Below are 19,170 nucleotides of genomic sequence, written 5' to 3' on the forward strand. Positions count from 1 at the left end.
ACCCGTTCCCGTTCCGAACACGGAAGTCAAGCACCCCTGCGCCGATGATACTCCGATACGGGGGAAAGTAGGGAGCCGCCGGCTTTTTTCTTTTTTAAATAAAAAAATCTTCTGATAAGCCCCGGGAGCCGGGGAAAGTAGGTAGGGAGCGACGGCGCAGCCGGCAAAGCGCTTGAGAAGCGTTTTGAGCGAGTCTCGTCCGGAGCCGGGCGCCACACCGGGCAGTCAAAAACAGCCAGGTAGACAGCAATGTCTGACCTGGCTGTTTTCGTATCACGCGTGGGTGCTAAAGACTGTGTGACCGACAGCAATCCCCGCTTCGGTAGGCTGAGTGTAGCTGCGTACTCTAAGTCTAAGCCATCACCCCTTTCGCGATTTCTTCCCTAAGTGCCAGCACCTGTTCCAGCGGCAGGGAACAACCTTGAGCAATTGTTTCTGGTGTTACTCCAAGTTTTAACAGATTCTTCGCGTTGGAAATGGCAGTCTGTCGTTCACCAAGTTCTTTGCCATACTCCACGCCGTCTTCAAAGCCTTCGGCACGGCGGTTGCGGTCATAGTCTTCCTGATTGAATTCTGTGAGAAGGTTTCCGACAATATTCATCCGCTGCTCCTTGAAATATCCGTCTAGAAAATTGCTTTTAATGGCAAAGTCCACGGCCTCGTTGATTGCGTCTTCCGGCTCCATTCTCTTGTCCAGATTCGCCTTTACGCGGTCAACGAAGACACAGTAATGATACAACGACTCGCACTTTTTTTGAAGACTTTCGTTGTGATTTTTGTTGATGTTGATTAAGGTTGCAGTCCACTCGAACTCTCTGCTCTCATCTTTGACTTCGAACAAATCGGAAAGCCTGTATTTTACGATGTCATCCTGTTCCTGCTTTCCGTTGTAAAAGACGACAAACTTCGGCGAAGGAATCTTGATTCTTGCCCGGCCGAAAATGTCCAGATTCCGCTTGGCGACTTCCTTTTGGTAAAGTTGTGAGAAGTAAATCAGTCCCCTTAGCGGCATGTTTGGATTGACCGTGGACTGCTGCTCGAAAAGATGCATCTCCGAGTTTATCAGGAAGGACAGGTCGTTCTTCATGGTGACATAGATGACGTCATCAATCGTGGTGATTTCGAGAGCTGAAATATCGGTATAATTCTTGTCACTAAGTGCGTTATACAATGACAAAAGCCAGCGTTTGCTCCGATCATCCTTGCCGCTGTAAATCGAGCGGAATAACGTGTCGCGGAAGGTCCTTTTTGTCGCATCAATGCCCGGCAAGTTTACTGTTTTTACCGTCTTCTCCTGCATTTTCGTTCGATTCTTCTTGATTGCCTTTGTTTTCTTTTTCATACGAACTCCTTTGAATAATCTGCGTAGTTTTTCACGGCATCTCAGCCGTTTTCTTTCTAAACATATTAATTGCCAAAATTTTTGCGTTTTCGGCAATGCAAATCGAAAAAAGTCAGAAAATTACAAAAAAACTGCCACACGGATAGGGAGCGGCACGGTATACCGTGTAAAAACTTGTGAGACAAGTTTTTTAGCGAGTCTCCCGGAGAGCTGTGCTCGTAGGGGGGCAAAAGAGCAAATAATAAACGACATGGATGTCGATGTTTTCGGCAGTCCAGAACGAAAGAAGTCAGAAAGTTCCAAAAAAAAATTTGAGGGTTAGGAAAATCTTTTCCTTACGGCGTGAAGCGCTCGCGCCGGATTGGAGCCCCGCCGTAAGGCGTTCGAACGGGCACGACAAGGAGAGTGCCCGCGGAGCGTAGCGGAGGAATGGAGCGGTTAGCGGAAGGGCGCAAAGCCGGGATTGCAGGTGACTCGCGCCAAAAAAATGAAAATTATTGCTTTGTGGCTACTGTCTGGCCGATTTTTACGCGGTATTCTTTGCCGGTGCCGGTCAGACTTTTGATTTCGTCAAGGAGCTGGATTTTGTCTTTTTGGATGAGAAGTACGATTGTGGAACCGTGAAGGTCGAAATATCCTTTTTCATCGCCTTTTTTGAAGGAGCCGGTCTCGATGTTGTTTTTGATTCCGCCTACGCTGAAGGCACCTACTTCGATTTGGGCAATTTTGCCGAAATTTTCTGTGTCCATGATTGTCCATGAGCGGCGGTTTTTGGTATAGAGGCGGAAATTTTCGGCTGCCAGCGGCTGAACGCTGTAAAGGGAGCCCTGAATGAAGTGATTTCCGTTCTGGCTGCCGTTATCGACATAGCAGAAGCGGTGATAGTCTGTTGCGCAGAGGCGGAAGACCAGACAGAGGCCGTCCTTGAAGAGCTCGGTTGTTTCTTCTTCGCTCATTTTGAAGCGTTTTGGCTCAAAAAAATCCTGAAGAGTGTAGTCGAATCCCTTGATGTGGAATTTTGCATCTTCTGTGATTTCGTAGACTGAAAGAAGGCTGTCAGCCGGGGAAATTAAATGTGAAAGCTCTGAATCGAATGAGATTTCCTTTTTGCGGGTGAAAAAATCGTTGAAGGACTTGAATTTTACGCCTTCAAAGCCTGTCATATCGATTCCGTTCTTTTTTACGAATGAATTTATGTAAAATCTGGAAAATGGTGAGCGCAGAACGACTCCCAGCAATTTTGGAACACGGAGGGCTAGTATTGCATGGAGTAAAACCCGGCCGCATTTGCTTCCGTAGAGAAATTGTACTGACTTATCGTTTGCGTTTTCTGCCATTGTTATTCCTTAAAAAGCTTCTTCGCTTTTTGTTTCGATTTCCTGAATTGTGGCTTTGTTTTCAAATACGATTGACGGATCCTTTTCTGCTGTTGGAACGCAATATGCTTTGCCCAGAAGAAGGAGTGCCAGTTCAACAAGGCCGATAAGAATAAGGACGATTTTGCCGATAAGGTGAGGCTTGAGCATTTTGAAAGGCGTGATGAAAGCGATTGCCATGATGAGAAGGAAAATTGTCGCTGTGTTGATTGGTGGTCGTGAATTGCCCATGAAGTAAGATGCGATGAAAACAGCCGGGAGGACTACGGCAACACTTGTTACAGGAAGTCCCCGGTATTCATGGCGGCTTTCTGAAGTCTGATTCTGGCGCTCCATTTCGTCTACGTTGAAATAAGAAAGGCGGATAAGGGCGCACAAAAGATAAAGGGCGCAGATGCAGATTACGATTCTTGCCTGCCACGGATGCTCGACCGGATACTGTTTGTCACCGATTGCGAGCTTGTAAACGATGAGGGATGGGAAAACACCGTAGCTGATGATGTCTGCCATTGAGTCGATCTGGATTCCGAAGAGCTTTTCGGAAGGAGTGCGGTTCTTTTTGGTGGAAGCGACTTTGCCGTCAAACATGTCCATTAAGCCTGCAACCATGAGGCAGAGAAGGGCAAGGATGAAACTTCGGTCGTTATTTGAAAAAACGAAGTGAATTCCAGCGAAAGCAAAAAGCATTCCTACATAAGTAAGGATGACCGTATAGTTGTAAACTCCTAGTAAATGTAAACGCTGTTTTTTGTCCATAATTTATCCCCTTTTACTTTATTTCAATACTTGAATTTTAATTGAAACTGTAACCAAAAATCAAGCCATAAATGATTATTGTGAACGGTTTTGATGTAAGAATTATGATGGCGAATTTTTTGAACTTCATTTCGGTGAGGCCGGTGAAGTAACACAAAAAGTCATCCGGTGAAATAGGCAGGAGAATTGCAATCCATAAAAAGACTGGATAGCTTCTGTGCCACTTTTCCATTTTTTTGAGGCCCCGCTGGTACTGCTTTTCGGAGAATATCTGTTTGACTAGTGATACTCCGAATTTGCGTGACAGGGCGAAAGCAAGGAAGGAACCGGTGCAGATTCCAATGTAATTGCAGAGAATTCCGGTCCATGTGCCGAAAAGGGCAGGGCCTACGATGCAGCCCAGGGTGCTTGGAATGACGGCATATACTGTTTTGATGCACTGAAAAAGTGTAAGCAGGATTGGGCCGAGAACTCCAAAGGAATTGATGAAGATTTTGAAAGATTCTACATCGCGGAAAGTGCCCAGCCTATACTCATAAAAGAACCAGATTCCAATTCCGACAACTGCGATAGCGAGCAAAACCAGAAATATTTTTTTGAGAAGACTTGTTTTTGTTTCAAGAATGTCAATCGCCTGCTCTTTTTTATGTTCGATTATCTCAGTCGCTTTTTCTTGAATCTTGTGTTCGATTTTGTGTTCCATTAAAAAGTCCGAACGTTATTTTATCATAATTTTCTATAATATTCTATATATACGGAATCTTTTTCTCATTGCTTCCTTATGAAGAGGATGGCTACGATTCCTGCTGTGAGGCCTGTCAGTCCGTTTGAAAGGCACATGGCCATTCCCACGCCGCTGATTCCGACTGCCGCTGACAATGCCGGAATTTTCATGAAGAGCAGAAGAATCGGGATTCGGAAAACGAAAAGGCGGGCTATGTTTATGACCATGCTGATTTTTGTCTTTCCAAAGCCATACAAAAGACCCATGACGCTGGTGTTTACGGCGATTAAAAGGGTGTCCAGCCTCTCCCAATAGTAAATCTGGTCGATTTCCTGGGCAAAAGAGGCGTTTCCCTTGGCAAAGGCGTCGATGATTGCAGTCCTAAAGATGCACATGATTACGAAAAAGACTGCCGTGTAGCTCATCGTGAGCAGAAGTGTGCGGTAGAAAAAGCCGATTGCCCGGCGGACATTGTTGTTTCCCAGATTGTTGGAGATTAAGCTTGATTCTGCTTCCTGAAAGCCGTTGATTGGATTTGAAGAAAGACCGCAAATCCTGTCGCTGACACCGAGGGCTCCCACGACTGTCGTTCCCATTGTCGCGCAGAGGGAGTTGACCAGGGCTTTCCCGAATGCGAATACGAATTTTTCGAGAAAGACCGGAATCCCAAGCGATGCAAGAGGGGCCATGAAAGTCTTTTTGAATTCCGTGCATTTAAAACTGAGGCGGAATGGATTCTTTTTTGAAGTCAGGTTCTGGATTGCAATGATTGTCAGGACAAGATGGGCCGTGATTGTTGCGAGAGGAAGAAAATAGATTCCCTGGTCACGCTCGAAAACGCCGTGGGCAATCAGGCGGATTGTCAGGATGTTCAGGGAAGTCTTTATGAAAAGGACCAGAAGGTTTCCCCACATGATGATTTTTGTGCTTCCGCGGGATTTCTGGACGGCGAAGAAAATCGTATTTATGAACTGAAAGACTACGCTCACGACCATGAGGCAGGAATAAATCGTTCCCTGAAAAAGAAGGGCCTGGGGCATTTTCATGAGGGAAAGAAGGGGGTACATGAGGGGGATGATTATAGCTAGAATTCCCGCACCGACGAAAAGGGCGAAGAAGAAAAGGGTGCTGATCTGGCGGCGGACTGTCTGCATGTCACCTGAACCGAATGTGCGGGCTATCATGACACCACCGCCGATTGAAAGGGCGCTTGCTATCGCCATGAGCATTTTTTCGAGCTGATAGACAAAGCTTACTGTCGAGATTGTGGAAGCACTCATGTTTGCGGCGATGAAAGTGTCAATCAGCTGGAAAACCTGCCCTACGCTGGCATAAAAAACGAGGGGCAGGGAAATTGTCAGAATCGCCTTGAACTGGCTTCCAGAAAGCATTAGTTCGCGGCGGCGGAGTTCCTTTTCGGATAAATTTAGACTTGCCATAAACAGCATTAGATTAGCACAAAGAGGCAAGGATAAGACCGTTAAGTTTTTGGATTATTTAAGAACTTCCTCGCCACGGCCCATTGCTGTGAGACCAGTTTTACAGAGCTCGAGGATTCCGTATGGCTCAAGGAGGCGGATGAGGCTGGAAATCTTTTCTTCGCTTCCTGTTGCCTCAACGATTACGGAATTCTGTGCCACGTCAACGATGTGGGCGCGGAAAATGTCGCATGTTTCGATGATGACTGCGCGGTCTGTGCCTGAAGCCTTAACCTTGATGAGCGCCATTTCGCGCTGGGTTGAGCTTTCCTTGTGGCAGTGTGTGATTGAAATGACTTCAACGAGCTTTGAGAGCTGCTTTTTAATCTGCTCCAAAACATATTCGTCACCCTGAACGACGATTGTCATGCGTGACTGGCCAGGATTGTAGGTTTCGCATACTGTGAGGGAATCGATGTTGAATCCGCGGCGGCTGAACAGTCCTGAAACGCGGCTCAAAACGCCTGCATGGTCTTCAACTAAAACCGAAAGTACATATTTCTTCATAATTTTCTCCATTCAAAAGCCTCGATAGAATAGCATATTTTAAGAGAAGTTTGAAGTACTTTTGCTTTTTCAGCTTATTGGATTCTGCAGTGGGAAAAACTTGAAAAATTTCTCATAATTTATCTTTTTTTTGTTGACGTTTTTTGATAGATTTTACTATCTTTATAATAAGAAAAAGATTTCAGGAAGTAATCATGAAACAAGAAAAACATGAACAAACCGAAGAAAAAGAAACAGTAAACGAGTCTGAGCAGAAAACTGAGCAGACTGCTGGAAAGACAGAAGAGGGCGGGGCTCAGGCTTCAGAGTCTTCTGAAAAAGCGGAGGATGCCGGCGAGTCAAAAGAGTCTGCCGAAGCTCCAAAAGAAAAGACTCCGGAAGAGCGTATCGCTGAGCTTGAAAAAGAAAACGCTGACCTTAAAGACCAGCTTTTGCGCCGTGCTGCGGATTTTGACAACTACCGCAAGCGCATGATGCAGGAAAAGCAGGATGCATTCGATTACGGCAATGCAAACCTTCTCAAAGACCTGCTTGATTCACTGGACAATTTTGACCGCACACTTGACGCGGCAAAAGATGCAAAGGATGCAAAATCAATCGCTGACGGAATCAAGATGATCAACAAGTCACTTGTCAGCATGCTTGAGAATAAATACAATCTCGTTGCTTTTGGAAAAGAGGGCGATGCTTTCGATCCAGACTTGCACGAGGCAATCGGTATGCAGGAAGGCAAAGTCAAAAAAGAAGAACTTGCCGCTGTCTACCTCAAAGGCTACAAACTTAAAGATAAGGTTATCCGCCACGCAAAAGTCATGGTAGTTAAACCTGCTGAGTAATAGAAAACTATAGGAGATAAATAAAATGGGAAAGATTATTGGTATTGACTTGGGAACGACAAACTCTTGTGTTGCCGTAATGGAAAATGGTGAGCCGGTCGTCATTCAGAACTCTGAGGGCGGACGCACAACTCCTTCTATCGTCGGATTCACTGCAAAAGGTGAGCGAATCGTCGGTGTTCCTGCAAAGAACCAGATGGTTACAAACCCGAAGAACACAGTTTATTCTATTAAACGTTTCATCGGTCACCGCTACGGCGAGCTTACAGGTGAGGCTACACGAGTTCCATATACAGTAAAAGACAATGGTCAGGACGTTCGTGTTGAAGTCACAGAAAACGGCTCCCTCAAACAGTTCTCTCCACAGGAAATCTCTGCTTTCATCCTTCAGAAAATGAAGAAAACTGCAGAAGACTATCTCGGTCAGGAAGTTACAGAGGCTGTAATCACAGTTCCTGCTTACTTCAACGACTCTCAGCGACAGGCTACAAAAGATGCTGGTAAAATCGCAGGTCTCGATGTAAAACGAATCATCAACGAGCCTACAGCAGCAGCCCTCGCTTTCGGTTTCAACAAAGACCAGTCAAAAGAAAAAACAATCGCTGTCTATGACTTGGGTGGCGGTACATTCGATATTTCTATTCTTGAGCTTGCTGACGGCGTATTCGAAGTTAAGTCAACAAACGGTGATACACACCTTGGTGGCGATGACTGGGACCGCGCTATCGTAAACTGGCTCATCGACGGATTCAAGGCTGATACAGGAATCGACCTTTCTAACGATTCAATGGCTCTCCAGCGTCTCCGTGAGGCTGCTGAGAACGCAAAAATCGGTCTTTCTAACCAGACAACAGTTGACATCAACCTTCCGTTCATCACTGCTGATGCAACAGGTCCTAAACACTTGCAGAAGTCACTCACACGCGCTCAGTTCGAGCAGATGACAGATGACCTCTTCGAGCGCACAAAGGAGCCTTGCCGCAAAGCTTTGGCTGATGCTGGCATCTCAACAAGCGACATCGATGAAGTCCTCCTCGTTGGTGGTTCTTCACGAATGCCAAAAGTTCAGGAAGTTGTTAAGGCAATCTTCGGAAAAGAAGGTTCACGCGCAGTAAACCCGGACGAAGCAGTTGCAATCGGTGCTGCAGTTCAGGGCGGCGTTCTCCAGGGCGATGTAAAAGACATCCTCTTGCTCGACGTTACTCCACTTTCACTCGGTATCGAGACAATGGGCGGCGTAATGACAAAGCTCATCGCACGAAACACAACAATTCCTACAAAGAAGAGCCAGGTATTCTCTACAGCTGCCGACGGACAGACAGCAGTTTCTATCCACGTATTGCAGGGTGAGCGCGAAATGGCCAGCCAGAACCGCACTCTCGGAAACTTCGACCTCGTCGGAATCCCAGCTGCTCCACGTGGCGTTCCACAGATTGAAGTTACATTCGATATCGATGCAAACGGTATCGTTCACGTTTCTGCAAAAGACTTGGGAACAGGCAAAGAGCAGCACATTCAGATTACTTCATCAAGCGGCTTGAGCGAAGAAGAAATCAACCGCATGGTAAAAGATGCTGAAGCAAACGCAGAGGCAGATAAAAAGCAGCGTGAAGCAATCGATGTTAAGAACGAAGCTGACAGCCTCGTTTACCAGACAGAAAAGAGCATGAAAGAGCTCGGTGACAAAATCAGCGGTGCTGACAAACAGGCTATCGATGATGCAGTTGCAGCCCTCAAGAAAGCTCTTGAATCTAACAACACAGACGACATCAAGGCAAAAACAGAAGCTTTGAAGAACGTTTCATACAAAATTGCCGAGGAAGTCTACAAACAGCAGGGCGCTCAGGGAGCACAGCCAGGAGCTGAAGGTGCCGCAGGTGCCGATGCAGGAGCTGATCCTAACGCCGGAAATGCCAATGGCGGAAGCAAATTCGACAAAGGCAGTGCTGACGACGTAGAGTACGAGGTACACTAATCTATGAAGATTTTGGGCAGTTTTCATAAGACTGAAAATTGCTCAAAAAATTGACCTGCGGGACGCAGACAAAAAATAAGGGGGCCCCCGTGAGGGGAGATACCTTGTTTTTTGTCGTCGCTGGGACCCGCAGGGTAATTTTTTAAACAGTTAATTATTCGAAAAACGGAACAAAATCATGGCTGGGAAAAGAGATTATTACGAAGTTTTAGGAATTCAGAAAAACGCTACCGAGGATGAAATTAAAAAAGCTTACCGAAAGCTTGCCGTCAAATATCATCCTGACCGAAATCCGGGGGATAAAGAGGCGGAGGAAAAATTTAAGGAAGCCACGGAAGCCTACGAAGTTCTTTCTGATGACCAGAAACGACCTATCTATGACCAGTATGGTTTTGCCGGCCTCGACGGAATGGGAGGCATGGGCGGTGGCGGCGGTGCCCAGTACTCAAGGGCCTTCCACGACTTCTCAGACCTCTTTGGAGGAATGGGCGGAGGCATGGGTGGCGGATTCTCCGACATCTTCGAAAACATCTTCGGTGGTGGCGGAAGATCTTCTCGCCGCAGACCGGACGAGCCTAGCCAGGGACAGAGCCTGCGCTACGACCTCAACATTTCATTCAAGGACGCAGTTTACGGCACAAAAGCCGAAATTACATTCCAGCACAACGAAGCCTGCTCTGAGTGCCACGGCACAGGCGGAGCAAAGGGTGCAAAAAGAAAGCCTTGTCCGACTTGTGGCGGTACCGGTCAGGTTCGCCGTCAGGCAGGATTCTTTGCAGTTCAGCAGACTTGTCCTGCCTGTGGTGGTGCCGGAACAAAAATCGACAATCCTTGTAAAAAATGCCGCGGAACAGGTTACGAGACAGTCACCAAAAAGATGTCTCTTACAATTCCGGCTGGCGTTGATGACGGAAAGCGAATCGCAATTCCACGCATGGGCGATGTAGGAGCTAACGGCGGTCCTGCCGGTGATTTGATTGTCGTCCTTCATGTCGAGCAGCACGAATATTTCGAACGTGACGGCCGCGACCTTTATTGTGCGGTTCCTGTTACATTCGCTCAGGCTGCCCTTGGCGTTACTCTTGACATCACATCGCTTGACGGCAAGAAAATCAAGTTTGCCCTTCCTGCCGGAACAACAAACGGCAAGCTTTACAAAATCAAGGGCGAGGGCGTTCCTTATGCCGAAGGCCGCAAGGGTGATCTCTACGTTAAAATCATCGTTCAGATTCCAACCCGCCTGACCAGCGAGCAGAAACGCCTTATGGAAGAATTCGCACGGATTGAGAATGCAACGACTTCTCCAAGCTGCGTGCCTCTTTCTTCTTTGAGCAGATAGCAAAGTTTCGGCTGCAATATGCCGATACTTTTTACATGAACGGCCTGTCAGATATTCACGGTTTAGATTTTGATTCTTCTTCTTTTCAAAAGTATATTGCCGCGGATTGTGACAGGCTTAATTTTTTGCGTGATTATCTTTCTGAGTTGGGCGTTAAGACTTCCGTAATTCCTTTGGGCGAAAAAAAGCACCTTTACGTCAATTTTCCATCGACGGCTTATAATCCAATGTTCAAAGTCAAGACGATAATCTCTCATTATGACCGTGTTGCCGGAAGTCCCGGAGCCAATGACAATTCCCTTGCCAATTTTGCTCTTGCTGACTTTGCGGCAAATCTCTTTAAGAGCCGGCCGGTCCACAATGTCCGCATTTTTTTTACTGACGGCGAGGAACTTGGAGCGGAGGGCGTTTCTTCCCAGGGGGCCTTTGCCCTGGCGGATTTGTTCAGAAAGATTGGAATCACTAACGATGATGTTTATGTCTTTGATGCCTGCGGGCGGGGAGAGGTTGCGGTTCTTGCCCGTGCCGGTCTGGATTCAAAAATTTCGGGGCCCTTTAAGAAAAAATTCCTTGATTTGTATGAGCGCACCCAGAATCTCCTTAAAAAATCAATGCCCAATTCCTGGATGACTCTTCCGGTTCCTTACAGCGATAATGCGGGCTTCCTCGCCTGTGGAATTCCTGCCGTTGCAATCACTTTTTTGCCAAAAGATGAAGTTTCTTTCTATTATAGTAACCTGATGTCGGACAAGAATCTTGAAAAGGCCGTGATGAACTGCCGCATAGATTCTGACTCAAAAAACGCGGCTGACCTTTCGATTCAAAAGTTCAAATACAGTGAGAAAATGCCCATGACCTGGAGGCTTTTTCACACTGAATACGACAATTTCTTAAGCCTGACTCCTGAAAGCTATGTCCTGATGAAAAAAATCCTCACGCAGATTGCTGAAAATAAGACAATTGCGTGAGGACTTGAAAGTTCGCAAATAAAATCGCGTTCAGGCCTTTTCTCCGACCTGTTTTTTAAGTTCGATTGTCTGGTTTGTCTGCCTCAAAAGGCGCTGGGCCAGCATTTTGCTCAAGAAGATTCCGTAGTGGGGGTTCTTTCGAATCATTAGAAGAAAGTCTGCTTTTGGAATGCGGATGAGGCGGCAGTCACCAACGGCGAGAATTGTTGCCGTGCGTCGGTCATTTAAAAGGAAGGCCATTTCTCCGATGAAGAGGTCGTTTGGCGTGAGAACTGTTGCCAGCTTATTGTTTGCGTAAACGGCGAATCTGCCCGAAAGAATGAAGAAAAGGTCGTTGCTGTATTCGCCCTCGCGGCAGACCACATCCTTGTCCTTGTATTCGACTGTCTCGAACTGGGTCATTTTGCCAGGAACGGCTGAAGATGTGTTTCTGAGGTTTGCGATTGTAAAGGTGACTTCGTTTCCTTTTTCGTTGTAAGTCATTGATTGAACGACGCTCTTGCTCAGGGAAATTCCGCGTCCGTGAAGCATGCTCTCGTCAGCTTCGGCTTTTGCCAGGCGCTCCCTCCAGTTAAAGCCGTTTCCGTCGTCGGCGATTGAGAACTGTGAGGTTGTACGGCCGATGTTGTATGAGATTTTAATCCGTCTTTTTGCATAGCGCGGGTCTTTTGCCCTTTCGCGGATGAGCTGAATCATGTTGCCGCCCTTGTTGAGCCAGTCTGATTTTGTGTCGTAGTCGATTTCAAGGTTGCCATGCTCAAGTGCGTTTGTGACAAGCTCGCTGAAAGTCATCTGCAGGCTGAAGCGCTCGCCGTCAGAGATTCGGTTGGTATTGTAAAGATAGTTGACGAGGAAGTTTGTGTAGAAAAGGCAGTCCATGGGATCGTTGCCGAAAGTGAATGAAGCTGATTCTTCGCTGCCGATGATGTCCCTCATACCTCGGTTGAAAAGGAAGCGCTGGTTCTGGTAAAGGATGCGGAGAATTCGGGTGAAGTGATTCTGGAAGTCTCCGACCGTTTGGATTGCAAGGATGTTAGGGTTCTTGCGGTGCTCGATTTCCTCAACCTGCTTGTGGCTGTTGCAGACTGCAATTACACCGCCGTAGTGCAGCCAGGTGTCATCTGCGATATTCTGAAGGATTTTGTCGCAGTCAATATTTTCTGATGTGAAGTCGATGACTTTAATTTCCGGGAGTTCGTAATCGATGTAGCGGATGATTTCTTCCGTTGTGTCGAATATGTCGGTTGCAAAAAAGGCGGGATAGAGCTCGCAGGCATTTTTTACGGTGTTGATTATAATCTTGTTTGATGATGCTGTTAAAACTTTTCTCATAGCTTGAATTATATTAAAAAAACACAGTTTATAGAAGATTAAGACGGGGTCGGTTTTTCACTTTTTAGTGTAAATCTCCACTGAATAGTTAAAAATCTTGCAAGAAAATTCTAAATTCTATAGCAGAGCAATTGATTTTGTGCTAATATAAGTCAGAATTTTTTTGTATAAATGCAAAGGAGTATTTCAGATGGCTGAAGAAAAAACTGAACTTTCAGAACCACAGAAAGAAATCAATGAGCTTGTTGCAAAAGCTCAGAAGGCGTTGGAAGCATATGCTTCTTACGATCAGGAAAAGATTGACTACATCGTTGCAAAAGCCAGTGTAGCCGCACTCGATCAGCACGGCTCGCTCGCAAAACTTGCCGTTGAGGAAACAAAACGTGGTGTATTTGAGGACAAAGCTACAAAGAATCTCTTTGCTTGTGAGTATGTTGTAAACCACATGCGCCACCTCAAAACTGTCGGTGTTATTGAAGACAATGATGTTACAGGCGTTGTAAAAATCGCAGAGCCAGTCGGTGTTGTTGCTGGTCTTACACCTGTTACAAACCCAACTTCAACAGCTATTTTCAAATCTCTCATTTGTTTGAAAACTCGAAACCCAATCATCTTCTCATTCCACCCGAGCGCAATCAACTGTTCTATCGCTGCTGCAAAAGTTGTATATGATGCTGCTGTAAAAGCTGGTGCTCCAAAAGATTGTATTCAGTGGATCGTTGATCCATCACTCGAAAAAACAAACCTTCTCATTGGTCACCCAGGTGTTGCTACAATTTTGGCAACTGGTGGTAACGCAATGGTTCGCGCTGCTTACTCTCAGGGTAAACCAGCCCTCGGTGTAGGTGCAGGTAACGTTCCTGCATACGTTGAGAAGACTTGCAACCTCAAACAGGCTATCAACGATATCGTAATGTCAAAAGCATTCGATAACGGTATGATCTGTGCTTCTGAACAGGGCGCAATCATCGATAAAGAAATTTATAACGACGCAATCAAAACATTCAAAGAGTACCGCGCATATCTTTGTAACGACAAAGAAAAGAAAATGCTCGAGAAATACATGTTCGGCGTAGACGGCGACCCAACTGTTGCTAAACTCAACTCTGTAGTTCCAGGTATGAACCCTGTTGTTCTCGCTAAGAACGCTGGTTTCGATATCCCAGAGCGCACAAGCATCATCCTCGCTGAGTGTAAAGAAGTTGGCGTTAACGAGCCACTCACTCGCGAAAAGCTTTCTCCAGTTTTGGCAGTACTCAAGGCTTCTTCAACAGAAGACGGTATGAGCAAGGCTAAACAGTTCCTCGAATTTGGTGGTCTCGGTCACTCAGCTGCAATCCACACTTCTAACAAAGAGCTTGCAGAGAAATTCGGCGACCTCGTTCCAGCTATCCGCGTAATCTGGAACTCACCTTCAACATTCGGTGGTATCGGTAACGTATACAACGCATTCATCCCATCTCTTACACTTGGTTGTGGTTCTTACGGACACAACTCAACTGACGACAACGTTAGCGCAATCAACCTCTTGAACGTTAAAAAATTGGGTAGGAGACGAAATAATATGCAGTGGTTCAAAGTTCCATCAAAAATCTTCTTTGAGCGTGACTCAATCGAGTACATCCACCAGATGAAGGATGTTCACAAAGTTATCATCGTAACAGACCGCTCTATGGTTGAGCTTGGATTCGTTGACAAAATCACTGATCAGCTCAAACTCCGCCGCGATCCAGTACAGTATCAGCTCTTCTGCGACGTTGAGCCGGATCCATCAATCCAGACAGTTCGCGAAGGTGTTGAACTTATGCGTACATTCGCTCCAGACACAATCATCGCTCTTGGTGGTGGTTCTTCTATGGACTGTGCTAAAGGTATGTGGCTCTTCTACGAATACCCAGAAGTTGACTTCAACGACCTCAAACAGAAGTTCATGGATATCCGTAAGCGTGCTTTCCGCTACCCAGACTTGGGCAAAAAGGCTCAGCTCGTTTGTATCCCAACTACATCTGGTACAGGTTCAGAGGTTACTCCGTTCGCTGTTATCACAGACAAAACAGAGCACAAAAAGTATCCACTCGCTGACTACTCACTCACACCAACAATCGCTATCGTTGACCCAACATTCACTTATGGCTTGCCAAAGAAGATCGTTGCCGATACAGGTATGGACGTTCTTACACACGCAACAGAAGCTTATGTTTCAACAATGGCTAACGACTACACAGACGGTCTCTGTATCCAGGCTATCAAGATGGTATTCCAGTACCTCGAGAGAAGCTACAACAACGGTGGTGCAGACACAGAAGCTCGCGAAAAGATGCACAACGCTTCTTGTCTCGCAGGTATGGCATTCGCAAATGCATTCCTCGGTATGAACCACTCTATGGCTCACAAAATCGGTGGTGAATTCCACGTTCCACACGGACGTGCAAATGCAATCCTCTTGCCATTCACAATCCGCTACAACGGAACACAGCCGGACAAACTTTCAACATGGCCAAAATACAACTACTTCAAGGCTGCTGAGCGCTATGCAGAATTGGCTCGCATGCTCGGTCTTCCAGCTAAGACAATTGAAGAGGGCGTAGAATCATACGCTAAGGCTTGTGGTGAGCTCGGAAAACGCCTTGGAATCGTAATGAACTTCAAGGGACAGGGCTTGGATGAAAAAGAGTATCTCGCTAACGTTGAGAAACTCGCTTACCTCGCTTACGAGGATCAGTGTTCTCCAGTTAACCCACGTGTTCCACTCGTTGAGGACATGAAGAAGATTCTTACAGACGCTTACTACACTGAAGAGTTTGTTGAAAAACAGTAAACTGTTTTTCTTACAAGAACGGCTTTGCCGTTCTTGGTCGCAAAGAACTAAAGTTCCTTTCTTACGAGAAAAACTAAGTTGAGTTTTTATAAACCCACTAGATAAACAAAAAGCCACATGGAGTTTTCTCTGTGTGGCTTTTTTGTCAGATTTTGAATCGGTCAGGGTGATCATGAATTTTCTGAATTTTCCAGGGCTGTGTGCCGTAGTTCAACCTTGATACCTTTGAAAGTTTTACCTAAAAATTCTGCCATTCTTTCTGCAGAATAAACGCTTCTGTGATGACCACCAGTACAACCGAAACAAACTTCAAGATGATTGTAATTTTTTCCAGGATATTCTTTTATTGACATTGAGACTAGCTTTTCTGCCAAGTCCAAAAAATCTGCAACCTGCGGCTTTGATGAAAGAAATTCCGCGACATTCTTGTCCTTGCCTGTATGCGGGCGTAATTTTTCGTCATCATACGGATTTGGGAGTGTGCGACAATCAAAAACGAATCCTCCTCCATGGCCACTTTCATCATGTGGAATACCTTTTTTATATGAAAAGCTTTTGACACTGACTGTCAAATTTTTGTCATCTTCGTTGTGATTTAAAATTTCGTTGTTCTTCATAACATTCAAAGTTTTATTCATAAAAAAAGATTAGTCAATGATAATTACATTTATCAAGGCATTGTAACAGACTGATTTTGTGATAAATTGCCCTGTCCTGTGTTTTTCATAGATTTCATTTTCAATTTTTTTGTTTTCAGTTTATAATAAATTCATGACTCCGAACCAATTTGAGATTTTTTCTGATTTTCGTGATGAATTTTGTACATATTGTATGAAGATGAATAAGGCTTATGGGGATTTGCTTAAGCCGTTGCAGATTGCGGCCTCTGCTGATGATACGCCTGATTATCCGGTTGAAACTCCGGTTGTTTATAATTCTGCTCTTGATGAAATTACAGAAAAATCTGATATTCGTATGATTGTGATTGGTGACAACCCTGGCAAAGACGAGCAGCTGGATAAGAATAAAAAATATCTCGTTGGTCAAAGTGGCAAACTTGCGGCAGGATTCTTTGAGAAGAACGCTGAATTTAACACTGATTTCCGAAAAAATGTCATAATTCTTAATAAAACGCCTGTTCATACTGCAAAAACGACACACCTTAAATATCTTTTGAAAAAGGGTGGCAACGATGTCCGCACTCTTATTTTGGAAAGTCAGATTTTCATGGCAGAAAAAACGGCTATGCTTCATCAGGCCTTGTGCAATAATGCCGGTGAGGATGGAATTAAGCCTGAACTTTGGCTTGTCGGTTATGCCGAGTTAAAGGATAAGGGGCTTTTTCTGGGTTACAAAAAGGAACTTTCCGAAGATTATGATAAAACGGAAGAATTCTGGAACAGGGTATATGTCTTCCAGCACTTTTCAATGAATCGATTTTCCATTGATTTAAAAACTTTTATGTCTAAGCATAGCGGTTTGGGAATTGTGGAGGCTGCTCACGAGCTTGGAAGCCTTCATAAAAAAGAGATTTTTGGATAAAACTGCTGTTGTGCTGGGAGTGACGGCGAAGATGTTCGCCTGCATCCTTGCTGCAGGGGGGGGCTCGTTTACTTCACAGGCTAGGGAACAAGGACATAGCCTTTTCCCCACACGGTTTTGAGATAGCGGGGATTTTCCGGTGTCTTTTCAATCTTTTCCCTGAGACGGTTTATGTGGACGGCTACAGTCGGCTCATTTGCCGTGGAATCCATACCCCAGACATTTTCAAGTAAATCTGCCTTTGAAAAAACTTCTCCGCGATGAATCGCCAGAAATGCAAGAAGGTCAAATTCCCGCCGCTTGAGCTCGATTTCTTTTCCGCCGACAAAGACCTTCATGGTGCTCAGATAAATCGTAAATTTTCCGCAGGTGATTTTTTCTTTTGTTTCCAGCAGGGATTTTTGAATCCAGTAATTTGAAAGAAAACTTACAAAAATTACAAAAAGGGCAACTGAAAAAACGATTATCACTATTATTTCATAATTTAAAAACGAAATTGGAAGGACTGAGTTCAGTGATTTTTTGTCGGCGTGGCTTGGGTCATAAAGTGCAATCACTTCTTTTAATGAAGTTTTTTTATAAATCAGGTTCTTACCGTCCGCCCTTAAAAAAAAGACGAGCCTGTCATCCTTATTTTCATTCAGGAAATTCTCTTGAAATTCAGAAATGAGCTCAGTTTCTTTTTCCGTTAAATTGTTAAAAAATTCAGCATTTTCAGTAAAAATTTTAAAATGAAAGCCTATTGAGTCCAGTTCAGCTGTTAAGTCTGCTGCTGAAGAAGAAATGTAATTTTCCCCGGTCTTTGAAAAAACATTGGTTGAGGTGAGCTTTGAGACATTTTCTTCAAAATGATATATGACTTCTGCCGAAGAAAACTTTTCGCTTTTCTCCGGGTGAAGTTTCCCTGATTTGATGAAAACAACCATAAAAATTACTGTCAGGGGAATTATTACAGAGCAGAAATTCGTGATTGCAATTTTATTCCTTAAATTCACGATGAAAATCCCCTTAACAAGTTTGCTGATTTGCAAGGAGATTTTATCACATAATAACCTACTGGGTAAATAGGAAAATAAAGGTTTTTCAGTTTTTCTTTTGCGGCATTATTTTACTTTGAAACTGTAATACCAGCTTACGGGAATTGAAACGGCTGTCAGCTGCCTTTTGTCGGTAAAGCTGAATCGAACTCCAGAGCGGAATGTTCCCATGCTTGTCTTGTGGTCAAAATGCGGGTAAAGCTGGAATCTTGTAAGCGTTTCGCCTGCCTTGCTGGATTTCAGTTCGTATCCTGAAGTGCCTTTCAGGTAAAAAGTCGTGTCTTCATTCAGTTTGTAAAGAAGCCTTGCGGCAGTATACCAGGGAAATTTGGTGTCGTAATAACGCTTGCCTGAGCCGTCTCCAATGTCGTTTGTAAGTCCCAAAAGTCCTTCTGCATATACAGAAAAACCTGTTCCACTTAAAATCCATTGCAAAGAAAGCTGCAGGGCGTCTTTTGTATTCTGAAGGTAGGCACCCTTGTAATTTCGGATGTAGCCGCCTGCCACCTTGAAGTCATATATTGCATCGAATCCAGCAAAAACGCCGAAACTTCCGGCCTTGTCGGTAATGTTCTGGATGGTGGCTCCTATGTTAAAGGCGTTTTTTAGTTCATAAGAAGCGCCAAAGTTGAAGACTGCCTCTTCACCAGCTTCTGTTGCTGCCCCAAGACGGAAGCCTGCCGCCTGTAAAAGAATTCCTGCTCCATCGGCACCGGTAAGCTTTCCGTGAATGGTATACTCGTCGTTTGCCGGAAGGTAAGAAGCCGGAATGACGAATTTTGAGAAGAAGGAATTTCCTGCAAGAAGGGTGGCAAAACTTACAGGCTTGAAGCCCAGGTAGCCTTTTAAGTTCAGGGAAAAATTCTCATCTTCATCTTCTTTTGTGTCCAGGCTTGCCAGATCGAGTCGGATGCGGCCGTCAAGTTCAGGGGAAGAGAGGTCCAGTTGCGCGCGCTCTCCAATTGAAAACTTTTTTTTCTGAAATTCATCGTTTTCGTCTTTTAAATAGCGGATGAAGTCTGAGGAGCTAAGGTTATCGACATTTCCTCCAAATGTGTTTGTAAAGGTCAATGTCTGGGCAAAGGCTGAGCCTTCAAAAATCAGCAGCAAAAGTGCCGGAAGTAAAATCGTCTTTTTCAT

Annotated in this window: 16 protein-coding genes and 1 rRNA gene; 7 read left to right on the top strand and 10 right to left on the bottom strand. The window is 45.0% G+C overall.

Going from position 1 to position 19,170, the window contains the following annotated elements; genetic code table 11:
* Positions 1–84, top strand: a 5S ribosomal RNA gene (gene rrf, locus HNP76_RS06175); the annotation flags it as partial.
* Positions 85–352: 268 nt separating this feature from the next.
* Here the strand turns inward: rrf and HNP76_RS06180 are convergent.
* The 6 genes from HNP76_RS06180 to ilvN form a co-directional block, all read right to left on the bottom strand.
* The gene (locus HNP76_RS06180; protein WP_184658574.1) at positions 353–1,342 is read right to left on the bottom strand and encodes an RpnC/YadD family protein; all 990 of its coding nucleotides are present in this window, start codon (positions 1,340–1,342) and stop codon (positions 353–355) included.
* Positions 1,343–1,836: 494 nt separating this feature from the next.
* Positions 1,837–2,679, bottom strand: a complete 843-nt coding sequence (locus tag HNP76_RS06185; protein ID WP_184658576.1) for a phosphatidylserine decarboxylase — start codon at positions 2,677–2,679, stop codon at positions 1,837–1,839.
* A gap of 9 nt (positions 2,680–2,688) precedes the next feature.
* Entirely contained in the window at positions 2,689–3,474 is a 786-nt protein-coding gene (locus HNP76_RS06190) for a CDP-alcohol phosphatidyltransferase family protein (protein WP_184658578.1), read from the bottom strand.
* A 37-nt stretch (positions 3,475–3,511) separates the two neighbouring features.
* Positions 3,512–4,177 carry a TVP38/TMEM64 family protein gene (locus HNP76_RS06195; RefSeq protein WP_184658580.1) on the bottom strand — a complete coding sequence of 222 codons (666 nt, stop codon included), beginning with the start codon at positions 4,175–4,177 and terminating at the stop codon, positions 3,512–3,514.
* Positions 4,178–4,242: 65 nt separating this feature from the next.
* Positions 4,243–5,637, bottom strand: a complete 1,395-nt coding sequence (locus tag HNP76_RS06200; protein WP_246462641.1) for an MATE family efflux transporter — start codon at positions 5,635–5,637, stop codon at positions 4,243–4,245.
* Positions 5,638–5,691: 54 nt separating this feature from the next.
* Positions 5,692–6,183, bottom strand: a complete 492-nt coding sequence (gene ilvN, locus HNP76_RS06205) for an acetolactate synthase small subunit (protein WP_184658584.1) — start codon at positions 6,181–6,183, stop codon at positions 5,692–5,694.
* Between the two features lie 194 nt (positions 6,184–6,377).
* Here ilvN and HNP76_RS06210 point away from each other — a divergent pair, with 194 nt between their 5' ends.
* The 4 genes from HNP76_RS06210 to HNP76_RS06225 all read left to right on the top strand — a co-directional run bounded on the left by HNP76_RS06210 (position 6,378) and on the right by HNP76_RS06225 (position 11,301).
* Positions 6,378–7,019 (top strand): nucleotide exchange factor GrpE, encoded by a 642-nt coding sequence (locus HNP76_RS06210; protein ID WP_184658586.1) that lies wholly within the window; start codon positions 6,378–6,380, stop codon positions 7,017–7,019.
* 25 nt (positions 7,020–7,044) lie between these two features.
* Positions 7,045–8,994, top strand: coding sequence for a molecular chaperone DnaK (dnaK, locus tag HNP76_RS06215; protein ID WP_184658588.1), 1,950 nt, complete (start codon positions 7,045–7,047; stop codon positions 8,992–8,994).
* Positions 8,995–9,172: 178 nt separating this feature from the next.
* Complete coding sequence (gene dnaJ / locus HNP76_RS06220; protein ID WP_184658590.1) at positions 9,173–10,333, top strand: molecular chaperone DnaJ; 1,161 nt, start codon at positions 9,173–9,175, stop codon at positions 10,331–10,333.
* 35 nt (positions 10,334–10,368) lie between these two features.
* Positions 10,369–11,301, top strand: a complete 933-nt coding sequence (locus HNP76_RS06225; protein WP_184658592.1) for a M28 family peptidase — start codon at positions 10,369–10,371, stop codon at positions 11,299–11,301.
* A 30-nt stretch (positions 11,302–11,331) separates the two neighbouring features.
* Here the strand turns inward: HNP76_RS06225 and HNP76_RS06230 are convergent, their stop codons facing one another.
* The gene (locus tag HNP76_RS06230) at positions 11,332–12,633 is read right to left on the bottom strand and encodes a cyclic nucleotide-binding domain-containing protein (RefSeq protein WP_184658594.1); all 1,302 of its coding nucleotides are present in this window, start codon (positions 12,631–12,633) and stop codon (positions 11,332–11,334) included.
* 190 nt (positions 12,634–12,823) lie between these two features.
* Between HNP76_RS06230 and adhE the strand changes: the two genes are divergently transcribed.
* Positions 12,824–15,451 (top strand): bifunctional acetaldehyde-CoA/alcohol dehydrogenase, encoded by a 2,628-nt coding sequence (gene adhE, locus HNP76_RS06235; protein WP_184658596.1) that lies wholly within the window; start codon positions 12,824–12,826, stop codon positions 15,449–15,451.
* A 170-nt stretch (positions 15,452–15,621) separates the two neighbouring features.
* On the opposite strand, the gene HNP76_RS06240 is transcribed toward adhE, so the two are convergent.
* Positions 15,622–16,089, bottom strand: a complete 468-nt coding sequence (locus tag HNP76_RS06240; RefSeq protein WP_184658598.1) for a RapZ C-terminal domain-containing protein — start codon at positions 16,087–16,089, stop codon at positions 15,622–15,624.
* Between the two features lie 133 nt (positions 16,090–16,222).
* Between HNP76_RS06240 and HNP76_RS06245 the strand changes: the two genes are divergently transcribed.
* Positions 16,223–16,993, top strand: a complete 771-nt coding sequence (locus HNP76_RS06245) for a hypothetical protein (protein WP_184658599.1) — start codon at positions 16,223–16,225, stop codon at positions 16,991–16,993.
* 80 nt (positions 16,994–17,073) lie between these two features.
* Here the strand turns inward: HNP76_RS06245 and HNP76_RS14435 are convergent, their stop codons facing one another.
* Both HNP76_RS14435 and HNP76_RS06255 read right to left on the bottom strand, forming a co-directional pair.
* Positions 17,074–17,988, bottom strand: coding sequence for a winged helix-turn-helix domain-containing protein (locus HNP76_RS14435; RefSeq protein WP_184658601.1), 915 nt, complete (start codon positions 17,986–17,988; stop codon positions 17,074–17,076).
* A 108-nt stretch (positions 17,989–18,096) separates the two neighbouring features.
* A complete protein-coding gene (locus tag HNP76_RS06255) occupies positions 18,097–19,170 on the bottom strand; it encodes a hypothetical protein (RefSeq protein WP_184658603.1) in 1,074 nt (357 codons plus the stop codon).

Source organism: Treponema ruminis (assembly GCF_014201975.1).
GTDB lineage: Bacteria > Spirochaetota > Spirochaetia > Treponematales > Treponemataceae > Treponema_D > Treponema_D ruminis.